Origin of the sequence: Quadrisphaera sp. DSM 44207 (assembly GCF_900101335.1) — a bacterium.
Classification (GTDB): domain Bacteria; phylum Actinomycetota; class Actinomycetes; order Actinomycetales; family Quadrisphaeraceae; genus DSM-44207.
Map to the genome: position 1 here is coordinate 537,207 of NZ_FNKA01000002.1, position 25,529 is coordinate 562,735.

A 25,529-nucleotide genomic window follows, 5' to 3' on the forward strand; every position below is an offset into this window, starting at 1 on the left:
GAGCACGATCACGAGCACGAGCACGAGCACGACGACGGGGCGGGCGGGGCGCTGGCGTCGGCCGGGTACGGCCCCGCCGGCGCCCGCGAGAGCGCGCGGGCGAACCGGCGCTGGTGGGACGGGGAGTCGACCGGCTACCTGCAGGCCCACGGCGCCACGCTCGGCCGCGACCGCCTGGTGTGGGGCCCTGAGGGCCTCGACGAGGAGGACGCGCGGCTGCTCGGCCCGCCCGGAGCGCTGCGGGGCCGCGCGGTGCTCGAGGTGGGGTGCGGCGCGGGGCAGGGCGCGCGCTGGGCCGCCGCGCAGGGCGCCCGCGCCGTCGGCGTCGACCTGTCGGCCGGCATGCTGGCGCGCAGCCGCGCCCTGGACGCGCAGCTGGGCACGCGCGTGCCGGTGCTGCAGGCGGACGCCGCGGCGCTGCCGCTGGCCGACGCGGCGGTCGCGGTGGCCTTCTCCGCCTACGGGGCGCTGCCGTTCGTCGCCGACGCCGGCCGGGTGCTGGCCGAGGTGGCCCGGGTCCTGCAGCCCGGCGGCCGGTGGGTGTTCTCCACCACGCACCCGGTGCGGTGGGCGTTCCCCGACGACCCCGGGCCGGGCGGGCTGACGGCCGACCGCTCCTACTTCGACCGCACCCCCTACGTCGAGCGGGACGCCGACGGTCGCCTGCTGTACGCCGAGCACCACCGCACGATCGGCGACTGGGTGCGCCTGGTCGGCGCCGCCGGGATGCACCTGGTCGACCTCGTCGAGCCGGAGTGGCCCGAGCGCCCCCAGCCGGCGTGGGGCGGCTGGAGCGCCCTGCGCGGCCGCCTGCTGCCGGGCACGGCGGTGCTCGTGTGCTCCCGCCCCTGAGCCGCGCCGCCTGAGCGCCTCCCCGGCGGGGGGCGCGCCTCAGCGCCTCAGTGGCCGGCCTCGTGCCAGGAGGTGCCGGCGCCCACGGAGACCTCCAGCGGCACCGACAGCTGCGCGGCGCCCGCCATCTGCTGGCGCAGCAGCGCCCGCACGGCGTCGGACTCGCCCGCCGCCACCTCCACGACCAGCTCGTCGTGCACCTGCAGCAGCACGCGGGAGGCCAGCCCGCCGGCGCTCAGCGCGCGGTCGACGTCGAGCATCGCGACCTTGATGATGTCCGCGGCCGAGCCCTGGATGGGGGCGTTGAGGGCCATCCGCTCCGCGATCTCGCGGCGCTGGCGGTTGTCGCTGGTCAGGTCGGGCAGGTAGCGGCGCCGTCCCAGGATGGTCTCGGTGTAGCCGGTGGAGCGGGCCTCCTCCACGACGCCGTGCAGGTAGTCGCGCACCCGGCCGAAGCGGGCGAAGTAGTCCTCCATCAGGGTGCGGGCCTCCTCTCCGGAGATCCCCAGCTGCCGGGAGAGGCCGAAGGCGCTCAGGCCGTACGCCAGCCCGTAGGACATCGCCTTGATCTTCGCCCGCATGTCGGGGGTGACCTGCTCGGGCGGGACGCCGAAGACGCGGGAGCCGACGAAGCGGTGCAGGTCCTCCCCGGAGCGGAACGCCTCGATGAGACCCTCGTCGCCGGACAGGTGCGCCATGATCCGCATCTCGATCTGGCTGTAGTCGGCGGTCAGCAGCTGCTCGTAGCCGGGCCCGACGACGAACGCCTCCCGGATCCGGCGGCCCTCCGCCGTCCGGATCGGGATGTTCTGCAGGTTCGGGTCCGTCGAGGACAGGCGGCCCGTGGCGGCGATGGTCTGCTGGTAGGTGGTGTGGATGCGGCCGTCGTCGGCGACCGCCTTGAGCAGCCCCTCGACGGTCTGGCGCAGCCGGCTGGCGTCGCGGTGGCGCAGCAGTGCCTCGAGGAACGGGTGCTGGGTGCGGGCGAACAGCTCCGCGAGGGCGTCCGCGTCGGTGGTCCAGCCCGTCTTGGTGCGCTTGGTCTTCGGCATGCCGAGCTGCTCGAAGAGCACCACCTGCAGCTGCTTGGGCGAGCCGAGGTTGATCTGCTGCCCGTCGATGGCCGCGTAGGCGTCCTCCGCGGCCGCGGCCACCGCGTCGGCGAACTCCGACTCCAGGGCCTCCAGCCGGTCGACGTCGACGGCGATGCCGACGTCCTCCATCGTCGAGAGCACGCCCACCAGCGGCAGCTCCAGCTCGTGCAGCAGCTGCTCGCCGCCGTGCTCGCGCACCTGCTGCGCGAGCACGGCGGACAGCTCCAGCACGGCCGCGGCGCGCACCGCGGCCAGGTCGCCCTCCGCGCTCGCGGCGTCGTCGCCGACCTCGAGGGTCAGCTGCCCGGACGCCGCCACGGGCGAGGCGCCCTCGGCCCGCAGCTCGCGCTGCAGGTGGCGCACGGCGAGGTCGGCGAGGTCGTAGCTGCGCTGGTCCGGGCGGCACAGGTAGGCCGCCAGCGCGGTGTCGTCGGCCAGGCCGGCCAGGGGCAGGCCGCGGCCGGCGAGCGCGTGCAGCGGGCCCTTGGCGTCGTGCAGCACCTTGGGCCGCTGCGGGTTGGCCAGCCACGCCGCCAGCGCCGCCTCGGCGTCGGGCTCGACCTCGCGCAGGTCCACCCACGCGGCCGCGCCGTCGCCCGTCGCCACGGCGAGGCCGCTGGCGTCGCCGCGGCCGCCGGACCAGTGCCCGAGCACGCAGACGCCCGCGGCGCCCGGGCCGGCGGCGTGCTCGGCGAGCCAGGCGGCCAGGGCCGCACCGGCCGGCCGCTCGGCGACGACCTCGAACCCGCCCTCGGCCGTCGGCTCGTCGACGGTCAGCGTGGCGAACAGCCGGTCGCGCAGGACGCGGAACTCCAGGCCGTCGAAGACCCGGTGCACCTCCTCGCGGTCCCACGGCCGCCGCGCCAGGGCGTCGACGGTGACGGGGAGGTCGAGGTCGGCGACGAGCCCGTTCAGCTGCCGGTTGCGCAGCACCTGGTCCAGGTGCCCGCGCAGGCTGGCGCCCGCCTTGCCGGGCAGCTGGTCGACGGCGGCGACCAGGCCCATCAGGTCACCGTGCGTGGACAGCCACTTGGCGGCCGTCTTCGGCCCGACCCCGGGCACGCCGGGCAGGTTGTCGCTGCTCTCCCCCACGAGCGCGGCGAGGTCGGGGTAGCGCTCGGGGCGCACGCCGTACTTCTCCTCCACGGCGTCGGGGGTGATGCGCGCGAGGTCGGAGACGCCCTTGCGGGGGTAGAGCACCGTCACCTGCTCGTCGACGAGCTGGAAGGCGTCGCGGTCGCCGGTGCACACGAGCACCTCGAAGCCCTGCGCGCGGGCCTGCCGCACGACGGTGGCGATGACGTCGTCCGCCTCGTAGCCCTCGACCGAGATCACGGGGATGCGCAGCGCGGCCAGCACCTCCTTGATCAGGGGCACCTGGCCGGCGAACTCGGACGGCGTGCTGGCCCGACCGGCCTTGTACTCCGCGTACGCCTCCGTGCGGAAGGTCTGGCGGGAGACGTCGAAGGCGACGGCGACGTGGGTGGGCTCCTCGTCGCGCAGGACGTTGATGAGCATGGCCGTGAACCCGTAGACCGCGTTGGTCACCTGGCCCGTGGTGGTGGAGAAGTTCTCCGCCGGCAGGGCGAAGAACGCCCGGTACGCCAGGGAGTGCCCGTCGACGAGCAGCAGCCGGGGCCGCTCCCCCGGCTGCGCGCCGGCCCCCTGGAGATCGGCCCCCGGCTCCGGCAGCGGCTCGTCCTCCAGCTCCGGCGCCAGCTCCGGCAGCGGCCCGGGCTGCTCCGGCACGGCGGAGGCGGGCGTGGTGACCGGCGTCGTGCTCACGCCTGCCAGCCTAGGGCGCATGGACGACAGCACCCCCGTGCCCGTGGGGGCCCTCGCCGAGCGGATGGGGATCCGCCTGGTGAGCGCGGACCCGCAGCGACTGGTCGCCACCATGCCGGTCGCGGGCAACACCCAGCCGCACGGCCTGCTGCACGGCGGGGCGAGCGTCGTGCTCGCCGAGACCCTCGGCTCCCTCGGCGCCGTGCTGCTCGCGGGCCCGGGGCGCACCGCGGTCGGGGTCGACGTCAACGCCACGCACCACCGGGCGGTGCGCACCGGCGAGGTCACCGCCACCGCGGTGCCCGTGCACGAGGGGCGGACGGCGGTGACCTACGAGGTCGTCGTCACCGACGACGCCGGGCGGCGCGCGTGCACCGCCCGCATCACCTGCCTGCTGCGCGCCGCCCGGCCGCGCTGAGCCGCGCCCCCGGCACCGGCTGCAGGCCCGGGCGCGCCGCCACGGCCCCGGCCGCGCCCACGGCCACCGGCAGGCCGACGGTCGCCGCCGCGCCGACGGGATCGGCCCCGGGCGTGCCGGCGGGCACGGCCAGCTGGCGGCGGCGGCGCGCGACGAGCTGGTCCAGGGCCACCCGGCGGCGGCCGTCCTCGTGGTCCCCGGCCAGGCGGGCGCGCAGGCGGCCCGCGGCGACCACGCGCAGCGTGACCAGCGGCGCGAAGCCGAGCCGGGCGAAGAAGCGCTGCACCTCGCGGCCGCCGGGCGGCACGACGCAGGCGACCTCCTCGGCGCCCACGCGCTCGGCGGAGCACACCGCCGCCGCGAGCAGCTGGCGCGCCACACCGCGGTGGCGCCACGCGGGGTGGACGTACAGCTGGTCGACGTGGACGGCGGCGCCCCCGGTCAGCCCGAGCAGGTCGCCCAGGCGCAGCACCACCACGCCCACGGGGCCGTCGTCCGCGAGCGCCACGTGCACCTCGACGTCCGGGCGGGCGAGCACGGCCTCCACCCGCTCGCGAGGGGCGCTGACGACGGCGTGGACGGGCCCGCGCTCGGCGCCGTCCGCGCCGCGGGCGCGCTCGGCGAGCAGGATCACGAGGTCGATGTCGTCGGCGCCGACCCGGCGCACCTCGACCGTCCGTCGCTTCATGGCCGCGAGCCTCCTCCCGGCGTGCCGGTCGGCTCCGGCGCCGCCGCGAGCGTAGTGCCTGGGCTCCGCCGCGCACGTCAGGCGCGGCCGTCGGTGAGGTCGTGGCGTGCTCCCCGGCGCGGGCACCGCGCTCGGCGGAGGAGCGGTGCCCGCCGAGGTCGTCGTCCGGGGGCGCGGGTGGGCTCCTCGCACCCGGTCACCGACCCGGTCACCGCAGGACCCGGAACGGTCACGGCGCGCCCCGGAGGCGCCCAGCAGGGCGCCACCAGCGCGGACGCCGTGGCTATGCTCCCGCAGCCGGTCCCTCGCCGGGAGGGCGCCCGCCGATCGGCGGCGCCCGGACGACCACCTACGGAGGTGCCCGCGTGCGCAGAGCCGCCGCCAGCGCTCTGGGGACCCTGATCGCCGCCACCGCCCTCCTGCTCGGAGCCGGCGGCGCGGTCGCCGCCCCCGCCGCGGCCACCCCCGTCGCGGCCGTCCCGCTCCCCGCGGCGGCCGCGACGCCGGGCTCCCCCGCGGAGACCCCGCCGGGCGCCGACCCGTCGGCGTCGCCCGGGTCCGACCAGGCGCCGGCGGAGTCCGCGCCGCCGGGAGCGGAGCCGGCCGCCGGGACCGCGACCGAGGTGGTGCGGGCCCGCGTGCGCACCGGCGCCGGGGAGGACCTCGCCGGCGTCGCGGTCAGCGTCGAGCAGGACGGCCAGGAGGTGGCCGCCGGCGAGACGGACGCGCAGGGCACCGCGGACCTGCCGGTCCCCGCGCCCGGCGACTACGAGGTGCTGCTCGACGTCGACGCCCTGCCGGACGCCGCAGCCGACCTGCAGCCGCGGCAGAACCCCATCACCACCACGGTCGAGGCCGGGCAGACGCGCACGGTCGCGTTCCGCCTCGAGGAGGCCGGCGCCGCGGCCGGCGCGGAGGCCGCCGGCGGCAGCACCCGGGTGCTGCAGCTGGTCGCGAACGGGCTGCGCTTCGGCCTCGTGGTCGCCCTGGCGGCGATCGGCCTGTCGCTGATCTTCGGCACCACGGGGCTGACGAACTTCGCGCACAGCGAGCTGATCACCTTCGGGGCGCTGACGACGTACCTCTTCAACGTCGTCGCGGGGCTGCCGGTGCTGCTCGCCGCGGTGCTCGGCATCGCGGTCAGCGGGGCCTTCGGATGGCTCAACGACCGCGGCCTGTGGCAGCCCCTGCGGCGGCGCGGCACGGGCCTGATCGCCATGATGATCGTCTCCATCGGCCTGTCGCTGTTCCTGCGCTACCTGTTCCTGTTCCTCTTCGGCGGCGACTCGGCCAACTACGTCGGCTTCCAGGGGCAGGCCGGCGTCGACCTGCTCGGCCTCGGCCTGGTGCGGCTGCGGCCCGTCGACGTGGTGAGCATGGCCGTCTCCGCGGTCGTGCTCGTCGTCGTCGCCCTCGCCCTGCTGCGCACGCGCCTGGGCAAGGCCACGCGCGCCGTCTCCGACAACCCGGCGCTGGCCTCGGCGTCCGGCATCGACGTCGACCGCGTGATCCGCACGGTCTGGATCGTCGGCGCCGCCCTGGCAGGCCTGTCCGGCATCATGCTCGGCCTCCAGCAGGGCCTGAGCTTCCAGATGGGCTTCCAGATCCTGCTGCTCGTCTTCGCCGCGGTCACCCTCGGCGGCCTCGGCACGGCGTTCGGGGCGATCCTCGGCAGCATCGTCGTCGGCGTCTTCGTCGAGGTCAGCACCCTCGTGGTGCCCACCGAGCTGCGCAACGTCGGCGCGCTCGCCATCCTGATCATCATCCTGCTCGTGCGGCCCCAGGGCATCCTCGGCCGCGCCCAGCGGGTCGGCTGAGGAAGGGGTCCGCCCGTGGACTGGGGATCGATCCTCTCCAACGCCGTCGGCGCCGCCGTGGGGCTCGACACCGTCATCTACGCCCTCGCCGCGATCGGCCTGAACATCCAGTTCGGGTACGCCGGCCTGCTGAACTTCGGCCAGTCGGCCTTCGCCGCCATCGGCGCCTACGGCATCGCGACCATGGTCTCGGTGGCCGGGCTGCCGCTGTGGGTCGGCGTCGGGGCCGGCATCGCCGGCGCCGTCCTGTTCGCGCTGCTGCTCGGCGTGCCCACCCTGCGGCTGCGCGCCGACTACCTCGCCATCGCCACGATCGCGGCCGCCGAGATCGTGCGCCTGGTGGCCCGCTCGAACACGATGACGGAGTACACGGGCGGCTCCAACGGCCTCACGGCGTTCGCGGAGGGCTTCTACGCCCTCAACCCGCTCCCCCCCGGCAGCTACGGGTTCGGGCCGTTCACCTACACCGAGCGGTCCGCGTGGATCCTCCTCGTCGGCTGGGCGCTGGTCGCGCTCGCCTCCCTGCTCACCTGGCTGCTCATGCGCAGCCCGTGGGGGCGGGTCTTGAAGGGCATCCGCGAGGACGAGGACGCCGTGCGCGCGCTCGGCAAGAACGTCTACGCCTACAAGCTGCAGGCCCTCGTCCTCGGCGGCGTCGTCGGGGCGCTCGCGGGCTTCGTCTTCGCCCTCGGGCGCGCCGCGGTGCAGCCGGACAACTACGGCACCGCGTTCACCTTCTTCATGTACACGGTGCTGCTGCTCGGCGGCGCCGCCCGCGTGCTGGGCCCCGTCGTCGGGGCGGCGGTCTTCTGGGTCGTCCTGTCGCTGACCGAGAACGTGCTCATCGGGCTCATCGGCTCCGGCGTCGTCCCCGAGTCCCTGCTCACGACGTCCCAGGTCGGCCAGGTGCGCTTCATGCTCGTGGGCCTGGCCCTCATGCTGCTCATGATCTTCCGACCGCAAGGCATCTTCGGCGACCGCAAGGAGCTGGCGATCGATGCTCGCTGACCCGCCCCACACCGCGGCGTCCTCCACCCCCGCCAAGGACGCCGCCACGCGCGCCCTGGCCGACGTCCCGCGCGTGCCCGGGGCCCCCAAGCCCGACCCGATCCTCGTCGCCGACGGCGTCGTTCGGCGCTTCGGCGGCCTCACCGCCGTCGACGTCGCCCACGTGGAGGTCCAGCGGGGCGCGATCACCGCCCTGATCGGCCCCAACGGCGCCGGCAAGACGACGTTCTTCAACCTGCTTACCGGCTTCGACCGCCCGGACGCCGGCACGTGGACCTTCGAGGGCAGCGACCTCGCGCGCGTGCCCGCGCACAAGGTCGCCCGCCGCGGCATGGTCCGCACCTTCCAGCTCACCAAGGCGCTCTCGCGCATGAGCGTGCTGCAGAACATGCTCCTCGGCGCCTCCGGGCAGCGCGGGGAGAGCCTGCTGCGGGCCCTGGTGCCGGGCGCCTGGCGCTCCCAGGAGCGGGCCAACACCGAGCGCGCCCACGAGCTGCTGCGCCGCTTCAAGCTCGACGCGAAGGCCGACGACTTCGCCGGCAGCCTCTCCGGCGGCCAGCGCAAGCTGCTGGAGATGGCGCGCGCCCTGATGAGCTCCCCGCAGATGGTCATGCTCGACGAGCCCATGGCCGGGGTGAACCCCGCGCTGACGCAGTCGCTGCTCGGGCACGTGAAGGACCTGCGCGAGCAGGGCATGACCGTGCTCTTCGTCGAGCACGACATGGACATGGTCCGCGACATCTCGGACTGGGTCGTCGTCATGGCGCAGGGCACCGTCGTCGCCGAGGGCCCCCCGGACGCCGTCATGGCCGACCCGGCCGTCATCGACGCCTACCTGGGCAGCCACCACGACGCGCCGCTGACCGAGGAGGACGAGCGCGCCCAGCTCGCCGAGGTCGAGCGCGCCGTCGAGGCCGAGATCGAGGGAGAGCACCGATGAGCCACCCGGCGTCCGTGCAGACCGGCGACCGCTCCGCGCACGTCGCGGCCGCCGAGGGCGCGCTGCTGCGCGCGGACGAGCTCGTCGCCGGCTACTTCCCCGGCGTCAACATCCTCGACGGCACCGACCTGCACTGCCGCGAGGGCGAGCTCGTCGGCATCATCGGCCCCAACGGCGCCGGCAAGTCGACGCTGCTCAAGGCGCTGTTCGGGCTGGTGAAGATCCGCAGCGGGACGGTGCGCCTGCGCGGGGAGGACATCACGGGGCTGCGCGCCGACCAGCTCGTGCGCCAGGGCGTCGGCTTCGTGCCGCAGACCAACAACGTCTTCCCCTCCCTGACCATCGAGGAGAACCTGCAGATGGGCGCCTACCAGAGCCCGGCGAGGTTCAAGGAGCGCTTCGAGGCGGTCACCGACCTCTTCCCGGCCCTCGGTGCGCGCCGCGCCCAGCGGGCGGGCTCCCTCTCCGGCGGCGAGCGGCAGATGGTCGCCATGGGCCGCGCGCTGATGATGGACCCCTCGGTGCTCCTGCTCGACGAGCCCAGCGCGGGCCTGTCCCCCGTGATGCAGGACGAGGTGTTCCTGCGCACGCGCCAGATCAACCGCGCCGGCGTCTCCGTGGTGATGGTCGAGCAGAACGCCCGGCGGTGCCTGCAGATCTGCGACCGGGCCTACGTGCTCGACCAGGGCCGCAACGCCTACACGGGCACCGGACGGGAGCTGGCCAGCGACCCGAAGGTCACCGAGCTCTACCTGGGCACGCTCGCGAAGGTCTGACGCGCGCGCGGCCCACCGGGCCGGGCGCAGGACGACGGAGGGCGCCACCCGGTCCCGGGTGACGCCCTCCGCGCTCGAGCGGAGCGGTCAGCCCAGCGAGCCCTCGCGGTACTCGATGTTGCTGTACATGTTGTCGGGGCCGTACTGGTAGATCCCGATCGTCGCGCGCGTCGGATCGCCGTTCTCGTCGAACTCGACCGGGCCGGAGAAGCCGTTGTAGTCGATGTCCTCACCGGCGTCGAGCAGGCCCGCGCACTCCTCGTACGAGGTGCACGCGGTGCCCTCGCGGCTGACGCCCTGCAGCTCCGCGGCGATCGCCGTGCCGGCGTCGGAGCCCGCGACATTGGCCGCCAGCCCGATCAGCACGGTCGCGTCGTAGGCCTCGGGGGCGTACTCGAAGCCGTTCAGCGCCGGGTCCACCTCCTTGAGGCGGGCCTGGAACTCCGCGGACGTCGCCGAGCCCGGCAGGGTGCCCTTGACGCCCTCGAGCGTGCCGGGGGCGAACTCCTCGCCGTAGTTCGACAGGTTGCCGTCGACGAAGTAGGTCGGCAGGTCCTGCGGGCCGGAGCCCTGGGCGACGAGCGCGTTGACGATCCGGACCGTCTGGTCGAAGCCGATGACGACCAGGGCCTCCGGCTGCGCCGCGAGGACCTCGGAGACCTCCGCGTCGAAGGTCGGCGCGTCGGGGTTGAAGACGACGTTCGCCACGACCGAGCCGCCGCCGGCCTCCACCGAGGAGGTGATGTTCTCCGCCAGCCCCGAGCCGTACGGGTCGTCGATCGTCAGCAGCGCCACGTCGAGGTGGCCGTCGCTGACCACCAGGTCCCCCATCACGCGGCCCTGCAGGACGTCGGACGGCGCGGTGCGGAAGTACAGGCCGTCGTCCTCGTAGTCGGTGAAGACCGGCGAGGTGTTGGCCGGGCTGAACTGGACGACGCCGGCGCCGGTGATGGCGTCGATGACGGTCTGGGAGACCCCGGAGGACGCCGCGCCGACGATCGCGTCGGCGTTCGCGCCCAGCAGGCGCTGCACCGTCTGGGAGGCGATGTCGGTGGTGGCGTCACCGGAGTCGCCCTCGACGTACCCGACGTCCTGGCCGTTGAAGCCGCCGGCGGCGTTGATGTCGGAGATGGCCAGCTCGACGCCGGCGAACTCCGGCGGACCGAGGAAGGCGAGGCTGCCGGTCTGCGGCAGCAGCGAGCCGATGGTCAGGACGCCGTCGCCGGTGTTCTGCTCGGCCGGGGCGCTGCTGCTGCTGCCGCTCTCGGACGCGCTGGGCTCCGCCGCCGTCTCCTCGCCGCCGCCACCGCACGCGGTGAGCGCGAGACCGGCGACGCCGAGGACCGCGACCGCGCGCGCACCGCGCAGAGGTCCGTTCATGGGGTCTCCTCCGTTGGGGACTCGGCGCAGGAGACTCCTGCGCCGCTCAGGGTGGGGGGAACCTAACCGGCCGCGGCGCGGGCGCGGACACCCGAGGGACGGTCGTTGTGGAGTCGTGACCTGCGAGGACCCGGCGCGCCACCGTGGATCACGACGGGTGACGGACCGTCAGGCGGAGCCGACCTGCGACAGGACGGCGTCGGCCACCTCGCGCATGGTCAGCCGGCGGTCCATCGACGTCTTCTGGATCCACCGGAACGCCTCGGGCTCGGTCAGGCCCATGCGGGTCATCAGCAGGCCCTTCGCGCGCTCGACGCGCTTGCGGGTCTCGAAGCGCTCGGTGAGGTCGGAGACCTCCTTCTCCAGCTCCGAGATCTCCTGGAAGCGGGAGACGGCGATCTCCACCGCCGGCAGCAGGTCGGCGGAGGTGAACGGCTTGACGACGTAGGCCATGGCCCCCGCGTCGCGGGCGCGGTCGACCAGCTCGCGCTGGGAGAAGGCGGTCAGCAGCACGACCGGGGCGAGGCGGGCGCGGCCGATCCGCTCGGCGGCGCTGATGCCGTCCAGCACCGGCATCTTCACGTCCATGACCACGAGGTCGGGCAGGGTCTCCTCGACGAGCCGGACGGCGCTCTCGCCGTCCCCGGCCTCCCCGACCACGTCGTAGCCGGCGTCGCGGAGGATCTCCACGACGTCCAGGCGGATGATCGCCTCGTCCTCGGCGACCACGACGCGCCGCCGCGGCGGGACGGACTGGGCGCCGGGCTCCTGCTCCTCGCTCACGCCGGTACCCTATCCAGGCGCAGGGCAGCGGCGACCGCCCGCCCGAGCCCCGGTATTCCAATCGGCAGAGAAGATCGTCTCAAAAGCGATTCAGTGTGGGTTCGAGTCCCACCCGGGGCACCGTCGGACCTCCGCGGCACGGTGCCGCGCCAGCCGCCGGGCTCCACCTCGGCGACGGCTGCACCAGCGCGCACGCCCGCGGCGTCCACGCCCTGCGCGTCGCCTGCTGCGACGACCACCCGGGCCTCGTGGACGAGTGCGAGGAGTCCATGAGGGCCGTCCACGCGGGCGCGGTCCTCCGGTGCGCCGAGCCGGGGCGCACCAGCGTCGAGACGATGTGGGAGCACTGGCCGTGCGTCTTCCCCCAGCACGGGCCGGGGCGCAAGCACGAGCAGGAGATCCGCCCGGAGCAGTGGACCCGGCCCGCCGAGCGCCAGGTCTCCGTCGCGCGGCGCGGGTCCGTGGCGGTCCTGGGCCAGCACGTCGGGCCCGAGCACTGACGTCGAGCGGGCTCAGCCGCCCTGCGTGTTGCCGATCCGGTGCACCCGCACGGCGTTCGTCGAGCCCGGCGTGCCCGGGGGCGCCCCGGCCACGATGACGACCGTCTGGCCCTCGGTGACGTCGGCGGCGGCGAGCAGGGCCTGGTCGACCTGCGCGACCATCTCGTCGGTGGTCTGCACGAACGGCACCAGGAACGCCCGGATGCCCCAGGTGAGGGACAGCTGGTTGCGCACGGCGGGCTCGGGGGTGAACGCCAGCGTCGGGATGCCGGAGCGCAGCCGGGCCATGCGCCGGGCGGAGTCGCCCGTGACGGTGAAGGTCGCCAGGTAGTCCGCGCCGATCATCTCGCCGATCTCGCGCGCCGCCCACGTGACGGCGCCGCCCTGCGTGTGCGGCGTGGTGCCGAGCGGGCGGATGCGGTCCAGGCCCAGGTCCTCGGTGCTCTCGATGATCCGGGCCATCGTGCGCACGGTCTGCACCGGGTACTCCCCCACGCTGGTCTCGCCGGAGAGCATGAGGGCGTCCGCGCCGTCGAGGACGGCGTTGGCGACGTCGGAGGCCTCCGCGCGCGTCGGCCGCGGCGCGGTGATCATCGACTCGAGCATCTGGGTGGCGACGATGACGGGCTTGGCGTTGCGCCGGCACAGCTCCACGGCCCGCTTCTGCACCAGCGGCACCTGCTCGAGCGGCAGCTCCACCCCGAGGTCGCCGCGGGCCACCATGACGCCGTCGAAGGCGTCCACGACGCCGCGCAGGTCCTCCACCGCCTGCGGCTTCTCGACCTTGGCGAGGACGGGGACGCTCACGCCCTCCTCCGACATGATCGAGCGCACGTCGAACACGTCGGCGCCGCTGCGCACGAAGGAGAGCGCGATGAGGTCGACGCCCTGGCGCAGCCCCCAGCGCAGGTCCTCGGCGTCCTTGTCGGTGAGGGCGGGCACGCTGACCGAGACGCCGGGCAGGTTGATGCCCTTGTTGTTGGACACGGCCCCGGCGACGACGACCTCGGTGAGCACGCGGGGGCCGTCGACGGAGACCACGCGCAGCGCGACCCGGCCGTCGTCGACGAGCAGCGGGTCACCGGGCGAGACGTCGCCGGGCAGCCCCTCGTACGTGGTGGAGCAGATCTCCGCCGTGCCGGGCACGTCCTCCGCGGTGATGGTGAACCGGTCGCCCACGGCGAGGAAGTGGGGGCCGTCGACGAAGCGCCCGAGCCGGATCTTCGGGCCCTGCAGGTCGACGAGCACCGCCACCGGCCGGCCCGTCTCCTCGCTGGCCCGCCGCACGTTCGCGTACGAGGCGGCGTGGACGTCGTGGCTGCCGTGGGAGAGGTTGAGGCGGGCGACGTCCATGCCGGCCTCCACGAGCGCCCTGATCTGCTCGTAGGAGGAGACGGCCGGGCCCAGCGTGCAGACGATCTTCGCGCGGCGCATGCGGGGAGCCTATGGCCTGGCTCAGACCGCCAGGGGGCGGGTGCGCGGGGTCACCGGCGCCGGCAGGGTGCTCTCCGCGCCGCGCAGGTGGGCGTCGACGGCGGCGGCGCAGGCGCGGCCCTCGGCGATGGCCCACACGATGAGGGAGGCCCCGCGACCGGCGTCGCCGGCGACGAAGACGCCCTCGCGCGAGGTCATCCACCGCTCGTCGCGCGCCAGCGCACCGGTGCGGTCGACCTCCAGGCCGAGCTGCTCGACGAGCGGCATGGGCTCGACGCCGGTGAACCCCAGGGCGAGCAGCACCAGCTGGGCGGGCAGCACCTGCTCGGAGCCGTCGACCACCTCGTAGGTGCGGTCCGGCAGGCGGCGCACCTCCACGAGCCGCACGCCCGCCACGGCGCCGGTGCCGTCGTCGACCAGCTCGGTGGTGCTGGCCTGGTACAGCCGCTCCCCGCCCTCCTCGTGGGCGGTGGAGGTGCGGAAGACGAGCGGGTACGTCGGCCAGGGCTGGGTGCTCGCGCGGTCCTCGGGCGGCTGCGGGCCGATCGCCAGCTGCGTGACCGAGCGGGGGCGCTGGCGGTGCACCGTGCCGAGGCAGTCGGCGCCGGTGTCGCCGGCGCCGATGACGACGACGTCCTTGCCCGTGGCGGTGATCTGGTCGGGCACCGCCTGGCCGAGGGCCTCCCGGTTGCCCTGCGGCAGGTACTCCATCGCCTGGTGCACCCCGCGCAGCTGCCGGCCCGCCACGGGCAGGTCGCGCGGCGCGAGGGCCCCCACCGTGAGGACGACGGCGTCGTAGCGCTCGGCGAGGGCGGCGGCGTCCACGTCGACCCCGACGTCCACGCCGGTGCGGAACCGGGTGCCCTCGGCGCTCATCTGCGCGACGCGGCGGTCGATGTGCCGCTTCTCCATCTTGTACTCGGGCACGCCGTAGCGCATCAGGCCGCCGACGGCGTCGTCGCGCTCGTAGACGGCCACGGTGTGGCCGGCGCGGGTCAGCTGCTGGGCCGCCGCCAGGCCCGCGGGCCCGGAGCCGATGACGGCCACGGTGCGGCCGGTCAGCCGCTCCGGCGGCTGCGGCGCGACCCAGCCCTGCTCCCAGGCGCGGTCGGCGATGGCCTCCTCGACCTGCTTGATCGTCACGGCGTCCTGGTTGATCGCCAGGACGCACGCGCTCTCGCAGGGCGCCGGGCACAGCTTGCCGGTGAACTCGGGGAAGTTGTTCGTCGAGTGGGCCCACTTCACCGCCTCGCGCCACTCCCCGCGCCGGGCCAGGTCGTTCCACTCGGGGATGGGGTTCCCCAGCGGGCAGCCGTTGTGGCAGAACGGGATGCCGCAGTCCATGCAGCGGCCCGCCTGGCGGCGCAGCAGGTCCTCGGCCGGGCGCTCGTAGACCTCGCGCCAGTCCATGATCCGCACGGGGACCGGGCGGCGCGGCGCCGTCTCGCGCTGGCGCACCTCCAGGAACCCTCGGGGGTCAGCCACGGGTCACCTCCAGGATCTGCTGCCACACCCGGCTCCCGTCGGGGTCCAGGCCCTGCTGCTCCGCCTGCGCCCGCAGCTGCGTGACGCGGGCGTAGTCGCGCGGCACGAGCCGGCGCACCCGGGACGCGACCGCGCCCGGGGTCTCCAGCAGCGCCTGCGCCACGGTCGAGCCGGTCTCCTCCGCGTGGCGGCGCAGCAGGGTCGAGACCAGCGCCTCGTCCGCCTCGTCCAGGTCGTCGAGCACCAGCTCGCCGGAGGACAGCGCCGCGGCGTTGACGCGCGCCGGCGAGGCGTCGAGGAGGTAGGCGGTGCCGCCGGACATGCCGGCGCCGAAGTTGCGCCCCGTCGGCCCGAGCACGAGCACGGTGCCGCCGGTCATGTACTCGCAGCCGTGGTCGCCGGCGCCCTCGACGACGATGGTGGCGCCGGAGTTGCGCACGGCGAACCGCTCGCCGACCCGGCCGCGCAGGAACGCCTCCCCCGACGTCGCCCCGTAGCCGATGGTGTTGCCGGCGATGACGTTGTCCTCGGCGGCGAAGCCGGCCCGCTCGTCCGGCGCCACGACGACGCGCCCGCCCGACAGGCCCTTGCCGACGTAGTCGTTGGCGTCGCCGACCAGGCGCAGCGTGATGCCGGAAGGCAGGAACGCCCCGAAGGACTGGCCCGCCGAGCCGGTCAGCGTGAGGTCGATGGTGCCGTCCGGCAGGCCGTCGGGTCCGAAGCGGGCGGTCACCTCGTGCCCGAGCATCGTGCCCACGGTGCGGTTGACGTTGCGCACGCCCGTGCGCGCGCGCACGGGCTCGCGCTGCTCGAGGGCGTCGCGGCTCATGGCGATCAGCTGGTGGTCCAGGGCCTTCTCCAGGCCGTGGTCCTGCGCGGCGCTGCGGCGCAGCGAGGCGCCCTCGGGCAGGGCCACCTCGTGCAGCACGGGGCTCAGGTCGAGGCCGGAGGCCTTCCAGTGGTCGACGGCGCGGCGGGTGTCGAGCACGTCGACCCGCCCGACCGCCTCGTCCAGGCTGCGGAAGCCCAGCGCCGCCAGGTGCTCGCGCACCTCCTCCGCCAGGTACTCGAAGAAGGTCATCACGAACTCCGGCCTGCCGTCGAAGCGGGCCCGCAGCTCCGGGTTCTGGGTCGCGACGCCGACCGGGCAGGTGTCGAGCTGGCAGACGCGCATCATGATGCACCCGGAGACCACCAGCGGTGCGGTGGAGAAGCCGTACTCCTCGGCGCCGAGCAGCGCGGCGATGACGACGTCCCGCCCGGTCTTCAGCTGCCCGTCGACCTGCACGGAGATCCGGTCGCGCAGCCCGTTGAGCAGCAGCGTCTGCTGCGTCTCGGCCAGGCCCAGCTCCCAGGGCGCCCCGGCGTGCTTGAGGGACGTCAGGGGCGCGGCCCCCGTTCCGCCGTCGTGCCCGGAGACCAGGACGACGTCGGCGTGGGCCTTGCTCACGCCCGCCGCGACCGTGCCGATGCCGAACTCCGAGACGAGCTTGACGTGCACGCGCGCGTCGGGGTTGGCGTTCTTCAGGTCGTGGACGAGCTGGGCGAGGTCCTCGATGGAGTAGATGTCGTGGTGCGGCGGCGGGGAGATCAGCCCCACGCCGGGGGTGGAGTGCCGCGTGCGGGCGATGTTCGGGTACACCTTCGACCCGGGCAGCTGGCCGCCCTCGCCCGGCTTCGCGCCCTGCGCCATCTTGATCTGCAGGTCGGTGGCGTAGGTGAGGTAGGCGCTGGTGACGCCGAAGCGCCCGGAGGCCACCTGCTTGATCCGGCTGCGCCGCTCCGGGTCGAGCAGGCGCTCGACGTCCTCGCCGCCCTCCCCGGAGTTCGAGCGGGCCCCGAGGCGGTTCATGGCGATGGCGAGGGTCTCGTGCGCCTCCGCGGAGATGGAGCCGTAGCTCATCGCGCCGGTGGAGAAGCGCTTGACGATCTCCGAGACCGGCTCGACCTCGGCCAGCGGCACGGGCGGGCGCTGGCCGTCGCGGAAGGCGAACAGCCCGCGCAGCGTCATCAGCCGCTCCGACTGGGCGTCGACCGCCCGGGTGTACTGGCGGAAGACGTCGTAGCGGCGGGCGCGCGTGGCGTGCTGGAGCCGGAAGACGGTCTCCGGGTCGAACAGGTGCGGCTCGCCCTCACGGCGCCACGCGTACTCGCCGCCGACGTCCAGGCGCCGGTGGGCCAGGTGCACGCCGTCCGGCGGGTACGCCCGCGCGTGGCGCTGGGCCACCTCCTCGGCGACGACGTCGATGCCGATGCCGCCGAGCTGGGTGGTGGTGCCGGTGAACCAGCGGTCGACCAGCTCCTGCGAGAGCCCGATGGCCTCGAAGACCTGCGCCCCGCGGTAGGAGGCCACGGTGGAGATGCCCATCTTGCTCATCACCTTGAGCACGCCCTTGCCGAGCGCGTAGATGAGGTTGCGCACGGCCCTCTCCGGCGTCACGCCGGTCAGGACGCCGTTGCGCACGAGGTCCTCCACGGACTCCATCGCCAGGTACGGGTTGACGGCGGCCGCGCCGTAGCCGACGAGGAGGGCGACGTGGTGCACCTCGCGCACGTCGCCGGCCTCGATCACGAGGCCCACCTGGGTGCGGGTCTTCTCCCGGATCAGGTGGTGGTGCACGGCGCTGGTCAGCAGCAGCGAGGGGATGGGCGCCCACACGGCGTCCGAGTCGCGGTCGGAGAGGACGACGAAGCGGGCGCCGCCGGCGATGGCCGCGGAGACCTCGGCGCAGACCTCCCGCAGCCGCCGCTCGAGCTCCTCGCCGCCGCCCGCGACCCGGTACAGGCCCCGCACCCGGGCGGTGGCGAAGCCGGGCAGGTCCCCGTCGCGGTTGATGTGGGTGATCTTCGCGAGCTCGTCGTTGTCGATCACCGGGAACGGCAGGGTGAGCTGGCGACAGTGCGCCGGGGTGGCGGCCAGCGCGTTGCGCTCGGGCCCCATGGTCACGGACAGGCTGGTGACGACCTCCTCGCGGATGGCGTCCAGCGGCGGGTTCGTCACCTGGGCGAAGAGCTGGGTGAAGTAGTCGAAGAGCAGCCGCGGGCGCGTGGACAGCACCGCGATCGGGGTGTCGGTGCCCATGGACCCCACCGGCTCGGCGCCGGCCCTCGCCATGGGGGCGAGCAGCACCCGCATCTCCTCCTCGGTGTACCCGAACGCCTGCTGGCGGCGGGTGACCGAGGCGTGGGTGTGCAGGACGTGCTCGCGCTCGGGCAGGTCCTCCAGGCGCACCATGCCCGCGTGCAGCCACTCCCCGTAGGGGTGCTCGGCGGCCAGCGCGCCCTTGACCTCCTCGTCCTCGACGATGCGGCCCTCGGCGGTGTCGACGAGGAACATGCGGCCCGGCTGCAGGCGGCCCTTGCGCACGACGCTGGCGGGGTCGAGGTCGAGCACGCCGACCTCGCTGGCGAGGACGACCAGGCCGTCGTCGGAGACCCAGTACCGCGAGGGGCGCAGGCCGTTGCGGTCGAGGACGGCGCCGATGAGCGTGCCGTCGCTGAAGGTCACGCAGGCCGGGCCGTCCCACGGCTCCATGAAGGTGGAGTGGAACTCGTAGAAGGCGCGGCGGGCCGGGTCCATCTCGGCGTGGTTCTCCCACGCCTCCGGGATCATCATGAGCACCGAGTGCGGCAGGGAGCGGCCGGACAGGTGCAGCAGCTCGAGCACCTCGTCGAAGGACGCCGAGTCGCTCGCGCCCGGCGTGCACACCGGGAACAGGCGCGACAGGTCGCCCTCGACGGCGTCGGTGGCCAGCTGCGACTCGCGCGCGCTCATCCAGTTGCGGTTGCCGCGCACGGTGTTGATCTCGCCGTTGTGGGCGATGTAGCGGAACGGGTGCGCCAGCGGCCAGGACGGGAAGGTGTTGGTCGAGAACCGCGAGTGCACGATCGCCAGCTCGGTGGCCAGGCGCCGGTCCGACAGGTCGGGGAAGAACGGCTCCAGCTGGCCGGTGGTGAGCATGCCCTTGTAGACGAGCGTGCGGGAGGACAGGGAGGCGAAGTAGACCGCCGCCTCGCGCTCGGCGCGCTTGCGCAGCGCGAAGGCGAGGCGGTCCAGCGCCACGCCGGTGGCGCCCTCGTGGCGCCCGGCGCCGGCCACCAGCAGCTGCCGGAAGCGCGGCATGCACCCGCGCGCGGTGCGCCCGACGAGGTCGGCGGCCACCGGCACCTGCCGCCAGGCCAGGACGGCGAGGCCCTCCTGCTCGGCCAGGGCCTGCACGGCGGCGCGCGCGCCCGCCTCCTCCGCGTCGTCGTCCGGCAGGAAGCCCAGGCCGACGGCGTAGGCGCCGGCCGGTGGCAGGTCGGTGCCCTGCTCGGCGAGCACCTCGCGCAGGAAGGCGTCGGGGACCTGCACGAGGATGCCGGCGCCGTCGCCGGTGTCGACCTCGGAGCCCGTGGCGCCGCGGTGGTCGAGGTTGCGCAGCGCCGTCAGGGCGTGGTCGACGATGTCGTGACCCGCGCTGCCGCGCATGGTCGCCACGAAGGCGACGCCGCAGGCGTCGCGCTCGGCGGAGGCGTCGTAGAGCCCCTGGTCGGCGGGCTGCGCGGAGAAGCGCTGCAGGGCGGGGGCGACGTGCTGGACCATGGGCACCGTCCTCGGTGGCGCCGGGCCGCTGCGCGGGCGGCGCGGAGTGTTCGACGTGGTGGTGAGGCGTGGCGGTCGGCGTGGCGGAGGGTGTTGCTCTGGTGGTACCTCCGGCGCGGGACGACGGCGGCCCGGCACGAACGGCTCAGGCTAGCACCCGCACGGCCGCGCACGGGTCGTGGGACGGATTCCACCCGTCCCAGATGCCGGACGCCGTGGCCGGATGCTGGGACGGCGCGGGAGGGACGGAGCGGTTCGGGCGCCGCTCGGGCGCGGCTCGGGGGCGGGCGGTCAGGGCCGCGGCGGGTCCGCCGGACGGGCTCCGGCGGACCCGGCCGCGGCGGCTGCGGTCGCGGCGTCCGGGTGCGGCGCGAGCAGCACCTCGGCCTCGCGCCCGCGCCGGGCGTAGAGCAGGCCGACGAGGCCGACGACGCCGACCCCCAGCGACGTCCACACGTTCAGGCGCAGCCCGAGCACCTGCTCGGCCGGGTCGACGCGCAGCGTCTCGATCCACCCCCGGCCCAGGGTGTAGAGGACGACGTAGCCCCAGAAGACCCTGCCGTGCCCGAGGCGCCAGCGGCGGTCCGCCCACACCAGCACGGCCGCGGCGACGACGTTCCACAGCGCCTCGTAGAGGAAGGTCGGGTGGAAGGCCCCGACGTCCGCGAAGCCGGCGGGGCGGTGGGCCGGGTCGATGGCCAGCCCCCACGGCAGGTCGGTGGGGCGGCCGAACAGCTCCTGGTTGAACCAGTTGCCCAGGCGCCCGACGGCCTGGGCGAGCAGCAGGCCGGGCGCCAGCGCGTCGGCGAAGGCCGAGAAGCGCATGCCGGAGCGCCGGCACCCGATCCACGCCCCGACGGCCCCCAGCGCGACGGCGCCCCAGATGCCCAGCCCGCCCTGCCAGATGAACAGGGCCCGCACCGGGTCGCCGCCGGCGCCGAAGTACGCGTCCGGGGAGGACAGGACGTGGTAGAGGCGCCCGCCGACGATCCCGAACGGGACCGCCCACAGCGCCACGTCGGCGACCTGGCCCGGCAGGCCGCCGCGGGCGCGCCAGCGGCGGTCGGTGACGACGATCGCCACCGCGATGCCGGCGAGGATGCACAGCGCGTAGGCCCGCAGCGGCACGGGGCCGAGGTGCCACACGCCCGTGGCGGGGCTGGGGATCTCCGCGAGCACCGGGCCCGCCAGCGCGAGCGCGCTCACGAGCGGGCCGGGGCGCCGCGCACGCCCTCGGCGAGGCCCGCGGTCAGGGACGCCAGGGCGTCCACGCCGCCCTCGTCCAGCGCGCGCACGAGCGCCGAGCCGACGATGACGCCGTCGGCGAAGGAGGCGACCTCGGCGGCCTGCTCGGGCGTGGAGACGCCGAGGCCCACGCACACCCGCTGCGCCCCCGCCTCGCGGGTGGCCGCGACGAGGCCGCGGGCCGCCGGGCCGACGGCCGAGCGCGCCCCGGTGACCCCCATGGTGGAGGCGGCGTAGACGAAGCCGCGGCAGGCGGCGGCGGTGGACGCCAGGCGCTGCGGGCTCGAGGACGGCGCCACGAGGAAGATCCGGTCCAGGCCCAGCTCGTCACTGGCGGCGAGCCAGTCCCCGGCCTCGTCGGGGATGAGGTCCGGCGTGATCAGGCCCGCGCCGCCCGCGGCGGCGAGGTCCCGGGCGAAGGCGGCCACGCCGTAGCGGACGACGGGGTTCCAGTACGTCATCACCACGACGGGGGCGCCGGCGGCGGCGACCCGCTCGACGGCGGAGAGCACCTGCGCGGTGCGGGTGCCCGCGCGCAGGGCGGCGTCCGAGGCCGCCTGGATCACGGGCCCGTCCATGACGGGGTCGGAGTAGGGCAGGCCCAGCTCGACGAGGTCCGCGCCCGCCTCGACCACCGCCGTCGCGGCGCGCACGGAGGTCTCCAGGTCGGGGAACCCGACGGGCAGGTACGCCACGAGCGCCGCGCGCCCCCGCGCCCGCGCGGCGTCGACGGCCGCCGCGGTCGACGGACGCGGCGCCGGCGCCGGCGCTGACGCCGGCGCGGGTGCGGACGGGGTGCTGGTCACCAGCCGCCCGCCTCGGTCTCGCCGACGGGCTCGCTGACCCGCTCGACCTCCGACTGCACGAGGTCCTCGTCGCTGACCAGGTCGAACCAGCGGGCCGCCGTGTCGACGTCCTTGTCGCCGCGGCCGGAGAGGTTGACCAGCACCACGCCGTCCGGGCCCAGCTCGCGGCCGACCCGCAGCGCGCCGGCGAGGGCGTGGGAGGACTCGATGGCCGGGATGATGCCCTCGGTGCGGCACAGGAGGCGGAAGGCCTCCATCGCCTCGGCGTCCGTGACCGGCTCGTAGTGCGCGCGGCCGGTGTCGGCGAGCCAGGCGTGCTCGGGGCCGATGCCGGGGTAGTCCAGGCCGGCGGAGATGGAGTGGCTCTCCACCGTCTGCCCGTCCTCGTCCTGCAGCAGGAACGACCGGGACCCGTGCAGCACGCCCGGGGACCCGCCCGCGATGGCGGCGGCGTGCCGGCCGGAGTCCAGGCCGGACCCGCCGGCCTCCAGGCCCAGCAGCCGCACGCCGGCGTCGTCGAGGAAGGCGTGGAAGATGCCGATCGCGTTCGAGCCGCCGCCGACGCACGCGCACACGACGTCGGGCAGGCGCCCGATCAGGTCCAGGACCTGCTGGCGCGCCTCGACGCCGATGATCCGGTGGAAGTCGCGGACCATGACGGGGAACGGGTGGGGGCCGGCGACCGTGCCGAACAGGTAGTGGGTGTCGTCCACCTGCGCCACCCAGGCGCGGTAGGCCTCGTTGACGGCGTCCTTGAGGGTGCGCGAGCCGGTGGTGACGGGCACGACCTCCGCGCCGAGCAGGCGCATCCGGGCGACGTTGAGCGCCTGGCGGCGGGTGTCCTCCTCGCCCATGTACACGGTGCACCCGAGCCCGAGCAGCGCCGCGGCGGTGGCCGTGGCGACGCCGTGCTGCCCGGCGCCGGTCTCGGCGATGACCCGGGTCTTGCCCATGCGGCGGGTCAGCAGCGCCTGGCCCAGCACGTTGTTGATCTTGTGGGACCCGGTGTGGTTGAGGTCCTCGCGCTTGAGGAGCACGCGCGCGCCGCCGGCGTGCTCGGCGAAGCGCCCCACCTCGGTCAGCAGGCTCGGGCGCCCGGTGTAGGTGCGGTGCAGGGAGTCCAGCTCGGCCGTGAAGGCGGGGTCGGCCATGGCCGACAGGTGCTCGCGCTCGAGCTGCTCGAGCGCGGCGACGAGCGCCTCGGGCACGAAGCGCCCGCCGAAGGCGCCGAAGTAGGGGCCGCGCTCGCCGGCCAGCTGCGCGCTCACGCCCGCGACCCCCGGGAGACGGCGCGCAGGGACGGATGGGCGCCCGCTGCGACGAGGTCGGCGACCGCCGAGCGCGGGTCGCGGCCGGTGACGAGAGCCTCGCCGACGAGGACGACGTCCGCGCCGGCGCGCGCGTACTCGACGACGTCGTGCGGGCCGCGCACGCCGGACTCGGCGACGCGCACCACGGCGGTGGGGATGCGGTCGGCGCACGCGGCGAAGGCGCCGCGGTCGACCTGCAGGGTGCGCAGGTCGCGCGCGTTGACGCCGATCACCCGGGCGCCCGCGGCGACCGCCCGGTCGACCTCCTCGACGTCGTGGGCCTCGACCAGGGCCGTCATGCCCAGGGAGTGCACCCGCTCGACGAGGGAGACCAGCGCCTCCTGCTCCAGGGCCGCGACGATGAGCAGCACCAGGTCGGCGCCGCAGGCGCGGGCCTCCCAGACCTGGTAGGAGCTGACGACGAAGTCCTTGCGCAGCACGGGCACGTCGACGGCGGCGCGCACGGCCCGCAGGTCCTCCAGGCTGCCGCCGAAGCGCCGCTGCTCGGTCAGCACGCTGATCACGCTGGCGCCGCCCGCCTCGTACTCGCGGGCCAGGGCCGCCGGGTCCTCGATGGCGGCCAGCGGGCCCCGGCTGGGGCTGGAGCGCTTGACCTCCGCGATGACGGTCACGCCCCCGCCGTCGTCACCGCTGGGGCGCAGCGCCTCCAGGGCGCCGCGGGCGGACGGCGCGCGGCGGGCGAGGTCCTTCAGCTCGTCCAGGCTCGTGCGGGCCTGGCGCTCCGCCAGGTCGGCGCGCACCCCGACGAGGATGTCGTCCAGAACGGTCACGCACGCACTCCTCGGTCCGGGACGGGTCTCCTCCTGGCGCCGCCGATGCTATCGGCCGCTGGAGGGGTGGCGGTCCGCGCCGGTCGGTACCGTGGTCGCGAGAGATCACCGAGCAGGCACGCGACCCCCGAGGAGCAGCCGTGAGCAGCCAGGACCCGCCTCCCCCGCCCGGCCCCGGGCAGCCGCCGCACGGCTCGCAGCCCCCCTACGGCTCCCAGCCGCCGTCCTACGGCTCGCAGCCGCCCTCCTACGGCTCGCAGCAGCCGTCCTACGGCTCGCAGCAGCCGCCGTACGGCGCCTCGCAGCCCTCCTACGGCTCCCAGCAGCCCTCCTACGGCTCCCAGCAGCCGCCGTACGGCGCCTCGCAGCCCTACGGCGGCGACGCGTCCGGCTACGGCGGCTACCCGCCGGCCCCGCGCAACGGCCTCGGCACCGCGGCGCTGGTGCTGGGCGTGATCTCCCTGCTGCTGTGCTGGCTCCCGATCTTCGGGCTCCTGTTCGGCCTCATCGGCATCGTCGCGATCGTCCTCGGCGTCGTCGGCCTGCGCCGGGTGCGCCACCGCCAGGCGACCAACCGCGGCGCCGCCCTCGCCGGCGTCATCCTCGGCACCGTGGCGCTGCTGGTGTCCGTCCTCGTCAGCATCTGGTTCGGGCGCCTCGTGGGGCCGGCGGTGGTCGAGTGCAGTCAGCTGCCGACGGCGGCGGAGCAGCAGGCCTGCCTCGAGGACCAGCTCGGGGCGCAGACCGCGCCCTGACCCGCGCAGCGCGACCGCTGCCCGGCAGCCACGGCGGACGGCGCGGCACCCTCCTCGGGTGCCGCGCCGTCCGCCGTGCTCGGGGCTCAGCCGCCCGCGCGCCCGGCGTCCGGGTCGGAGCTGGCGTACCCGGAGCTGGACTTCGAGCGCCTGCCCATGAGGTGGCCGACGATCCCGCCGATCGGCATGAGCGCGATGCCGATGGCAGCGAGCCACACGACGGCGAGGATGATCCCGATCCCGCCGATGAGGGACCCGACGATGACGATGGCCACCCCGGTCCACGCGGCGACGCTGTGCCCGTGGCTCTCGGTGTGCGCCTCGGGCTGCTGCCGGCGGTCCGCGGAGGCGCGGCCGGAGGTGGGGGTGGGGTGGCTCATCTCGCTCCCGGGGCGTGCGGCGTCGCAGCGCCGGAGCGGCGCTGGGCGCCCATCATGCCAAGGGCCGTCCGCCGGCGCCCCCGCCCGCGGTCGGGTCATCGGTCGGGTCGTCCCCGCGGCTGAGCTCGTCCCACAGCGCCGAGCGCGAGGGCGCCGGCACGGCGGCGCCCTCGGCCGCCGGGTTCTCGAACCGGGCGCTGGCGCTCCAGCGCCGGCCGCGCACCCCCGCGAGGACCCCGGCGCCGGCCAGGGCCACCGCGGCCGCCAGCGCCAGCGCGGGCCAGGCGGTCAGGGCGGCGGGGGCGGTGCTCGCCGCCCCCGCCAGCCCGGTCGCCCGCGCGACGGCCGGTGCGGCCGCGGCGGCCGGGTCGCGCAGGACGGCGACCGCCCCGGCGGCGGCCCCGAGACCGGCCGCGGCGAGCAGCACCGCCGTGACGAGCACGCCGGCGCGCCGCACGGTGCTCAGCGCCGCCGACGCGGCCAGGCCCACGAGCGCGAGCGCGGGCACGACCGGGGCGGCGTCCGCGCCCGTCACCGCGAGCGACCGGAACGGGCCGGCCAGCGCGGGGCCGCCGGCCACCGCGGCGACCACCCACGGGCGCGAGGCCGCGAGCAGCACCAGCCCCGCCAGGACGAGGGCGAGGAGCACCGTGCGCGCGCGTCCGCGCGGCCGGCGCGGCGCCGCACCGGCCGACGG

General features: G+C 75.5%; 21 protein-coding genes and 1 tRNA gene. 9 read left to right on the plus strand and 13 right to left on the minus strand.

The features are described 5' to 3' along the window. Positions 1-51: 51 nt before the first annotated feature. On the plus strand, positions 52-852 hold the full coding sequence (locus tag BLS82_RS08675; RefSeq protein WP_369811073.1) for a class I SAM-dependent methyltransferase: 801 nt from the start codon (positions 52-54) through the stop codon (positions 850-852). A gap of 47 nt (positions 853-899) precedes the next feature. On the opposite strand, the gene polA is transcribed toward BLS82_RS08675, so the two are convergent. Beyond that, entirely contained in the window at positions 900-3,638 is a 2,739-nt protein-coding gene (gene polA, locus BLS82_RS08680) for a DNA polymerase I (protein ID WP_369811074.1), read from the minus strand. Positions 3,639-3,750: 112 nt separating this feature from the next. On the opposite strand from polA, the gene BLS82_RS08685 reads away from it, so the two are divergent. After that, entirely contained in the window at positions 3,751-4,149 is a 399-nt protein-coding gene (locus BLS82_RS08685) for a hotdog fold thioesterase (protein WP_092864082.1), read from the plus strand. Here BLS82_RS08685 and BLS82_RS08690 read toward each other — a convergent pair. Then, entirely contained in the window at positions 4,115-4,837 is a 723-nt protein-coding gene (locus BLS82_RS08690; protein ID WP_092864086.1) for a GNAT family N-acetyltransferase, read from the minus strand. The genes BLS82_RS08685 and BLS82_RS08690 overlap by 35 nt on opposite strands. A gap of 365 nt (positions 4,838-5,202) precedes the next feature. On the opposite strand from BLS82_RS08690, the gene BLS82_RS08695 reads away from it, so the two are divergent. The 4 genes from BLS82_RS08695 to BLS82_RS08710 are packed head-to-tail and all read left to right on the plus strand — an operon-like array spanning position 5,203 to position 9,378. Further along, positions 5,203-6,654: a branched-chain amino acid ABC transporter permease gene (locus tag BLS82_RS08695; protein ID WP_218123736.1), complete on the plus strand. Its 1,452-nt coding sequence runs from the start codon at positions 5,203-5,205 to the stop codon at positions 6,652-6,654. A 15-nt stretch (positions 6,655-6,669) separates the two neighbouring features. Beyond that, entirely contained in the window at positions 6,670-7,662 is a 993-nt protein-coding gene (locus BLS82_RS08700; protein ID WP_092864089.1) for a branched-chain amino acid ABC transporter permease, read from the plus strand. Beyond that, on the plus strand, positions 7,652-8,602 hold the full coding sequence (locus BLS82_RS08705; RefSeq protein WP_092864092.1) for an ABC transporter ATP-binding protein: 951 nt from the start codon (positions 7,652-7,654) through the stop codon (positions 8,600-8,602). The genes BLS82_RS08700 and BLS82_RS08705 overlap by 11 nt, the downstream gene beginning before the upstream one ends. Beyond that, the gene (locus BLS82_RS08710; RefSeq protein WP_092864095.1) at positions 8,599-9,378 is read left to right on the plus strand and encodes an ABC transporter ATP-binding protein; all 780 of its coding nucleotides are present in this window, start codon (positions 8,599-8,601) and stop codon (positions 9,376-9,378) included. Before BLS82_RS08705 ends, BLS82_RS08710 begins: the two co-directional genes overlap by 4 nt. Positions 9,379-9,465: 87 nt before the next feature. Here BLS82_RS08710 and BLS82_RS08715 read toward each other — a convergent pair whose 3' ends face one another. Both BLS82_RS08715 and BLS82_RS08720 read right to left on the minus strand, forming a co-directional pair. Next, entirely contained in the window at positions 9,466-10,758 is a 1,293-nt protein-coding gene (locus BLS82_RS08715) for an ABC transporter substrate-binding protein (protein ID WP_092864098.1), read from the minus strand. Between the two features lie 168 nt (positions 10,759-10,926). After that, the gene (locus BLS82_RS08720; protein WP_092864100.1) at positions 10,927-11,541 is read right to left on the minus strand and encodes an ANTAR domain-containing response regulator; all 615 of its coding nucleotides are present in this window, start codon (positions 11,539-11,541) and stop codon (positions 10,927-10,929) included. A 46-nt stretch (positions 11,542-11,587) separates the two neighbouring features. On the opposite strand from BLS82_RS08720, the gene BLS82_RS08725 reads away from it, so the two are divergent. Together BLS82_RS08725 and BLS82_RS15305 are read left to right on the plus strand one after the other, a co-directional pair. After that, a tRNA-Leu gene (locus BLS82_RS08725) sits at positions 11,588-11,661 on the plus strand. 149 nt (positions 11,662-11,810) lie between these two features. Beyond that, positions 11,811-12,041 carry a hypothetical protein gene (locus BLS82_RS15305; RefSeq protein ID WP_143028790.1) on the plus strand — a complete coding sequence of 77 codons (231 nt, stop codon included), beginning with the start codon at positions 11,811-11,813 and terminating at the stop codon, positions 12,039-12,041. Between the two features lie 12 nt (positions 12,042-12,053). On the opposite strand, the gene pyk is transcribed toward BLS82_RS15305, so the two are convergent. The 7 genes from pyk to trpC form a co-directional block, all read right to left on the minus strand. Further along, positions 12,054-13,475: a pyruvate kinase gene (pyk, locus tag BLS82_RS08735; RefSeq protein WP_092864107.1), complete on the minus strand. Its 1,422-nt coding sequence runs from the start codon at positions 13,473-13,475 to the stop codon at positions 12,054-12,056. Positions 13,476-13,496: 21 nt separating this feature from the next. Continuing rightward, positions 13,497-14,960, minus strand: coding sequence for a glutamate synthase subunit beta (locus BLS82_RS08740; RefSeq protein WP_092864110.1), 1,464 nt, complete (start codon positions 14,958-14,960; stop codon positions 13,497-13,499). Continuing rightward, a complete protein-coding gene (gene gltB / locus BLS82_RS08745; RefSeq protein WP_092864113.1) occupies positions 14,953-19,545 on the minus strand; it encodes a glutamate synthase large subunit in 4,593 nt (1,530 codons plus the stop codon). The genes BLS82_RS08740 and gltB overlap by 8 nt, the downstream gene beginning before the upstream one ends. Positions 19,546-19,836: 291 nt before the next feature. Beyond that, positions 19,837-20,751, minus strand: coding sequence for a prolipoprotein diacylglyceryl transferase (gene lgt / locus BLS82_RS08750; protein ID WP_092864116.1), 915 nt, complete (start codon positions 20,749-20,751; stop codon positions 19,837-19,839). Beyond that, a complete protein-coding gene (gene trpA, locus BLS82_RS08755) occupies positions 20,748-21,596 on the minus strand; it encodes a tryptophan synthase subunit alpha (RefSeq protein WP_176819008.1) in 849 nt (282 codons plus the stop codon). The genes lgt and trpA overlap by 4 nt, the downstream gene beginning before the upstream one ends. Further along, entirely contained in the window at positions 21,593-22,864 is a 1,272-nt protein-coding gene (trpB, locus tag BLS82_RS08760) for a tryptophan synthase subunit beta (protein WP_176819009.1), read from the minus strand. Before trpB ends, trpA begins: the two co-directional genes overlap by 4 nt. Beyond that, positions 22,861-23,697, minus strand: coding sequence for an indole-3-glycerol phosphate synthase TrpC (trpC, locus tag BLS82_RS08765; protein WP_092864119.1), 837 nt, complete (start codon positions 23,695-23,697; stop codon positions 22,861-22,863). Before trpC ends, trpB begins: the two co-directional genes overlap by 4 nt. A 140-nt stretch (positions 23,698-23,837) precedes the next feature. On the opposite strand from trpC, the gene BLS82_RS16070 reads away from it, so the two are divergent. Then, positions 23,838-24,452 (plus strand): DUF4190 domain-containing protein, encoded by a 615-nt coding sequence (locus tag BLS82_RS16070; protein ID WP_092864122.1) that lies wholly within the window; start codon positions 23,838-23,840, stop codon positions 24,450-24,452. Between the two features lie 86 nt (positions 24,453-24,538). Here BLS82_RS16070 and BLS82_RS08775 read toward each other — a convergent pair whose 3' ends face one another. Both BLS82_RS08775 and BLS82_RS08780 read right to left on the minus strand, forming a co-directional pair. Further along, on the minus strand, positions 24,539-24,832 hold the full coding sequence (locus BLS82_RS08775) for an HGxxPAAW family protein (RefSeq protein WP_092864125.1): 294 nt from the start codon (positions 24,830-24,832) through the stop codon (positions 24,539-24,541). Between the two features lie 52 nt (positions 24,833-24,884). Continuing rightward, positions 24,885-25,481, minus strand: a complete 597-nt coding sequence (locus tag BLS82_RS08780; protein WP_176819010.1) for a Trp biosynthesis-associated membrane protein — start codon at positions 25,479-25,481, stop codon at positions 24,885-24,887. Positions 25,482-25,529: the final 48 nt, after the last annotated feature.

Bases quoted from the DNA above. Each gene is read 5' to 3' on its own strand.
- BLS82_RS08685 (WP_092864082.1), top strand. From the start codon at position 3,751: ATGGACGACAGCACCCCCGTGCCCGTGGGGGCCCTCGCCGAGCGGATG.
- BLS82_RS08690 (WP_092864086.1), bottom strand. From the start codon at position 4,837: ATGAAGCGACGGACGGTCGAGGTGCGCCGGGTCGGCGCCGACGACATC.
- BLS82_RS08705 (WP_092864092.1), top strand. From the start codon at position 7,652: ATGCTCGCTGACCCGCCCCACACCGCGGCGTCCTCCACCCCCGCCAAG.
- BLS82_RS08710 (WP_092864095.1), top strand. From the start codon at position 8,599: ATGAGCCACCCGGCGTCCGTGCAGACCGGCGACCGCTCCGCGCACGTC.
- BLS82_RS08715 (WP_092864098.1), bottom strand. From the start codon at position 10,758: ATGAACGGACCTCTGCGCGGTGCGCGCGCGGTCGCGGTCCTCGGCGTC.
- BLS82_RS15305 (WP_143028790.1), top strand. From the start codon at position 11,811: ATGAGGGCCGTCCACGCGGGCGCGGTCCTCCGGTGCGCCGAGCCGGGG.
- pyk (WP_092864107.1), bottom strand. From the start codon at position 13,475: ATGCGCCGCGCGAAGATCGTCTGCACGCTGGGCCCGGCCGTCTCCTCC.
- gltB (WP_092864113.1), bottom strand. From the start codon at position 19,545: ATGGTCCAGCACGTCGCCCCCGCCCTGCAGCGCTTCTCCGCGCAGCCC.
- BLS82_RS08775 (WP_092864125.1), bottom strand. From the start codon at position 24,832: ATGAGCCACCCCACCCCCACCTCCGGCCGCGCCTCCGCGGACCGCCGG.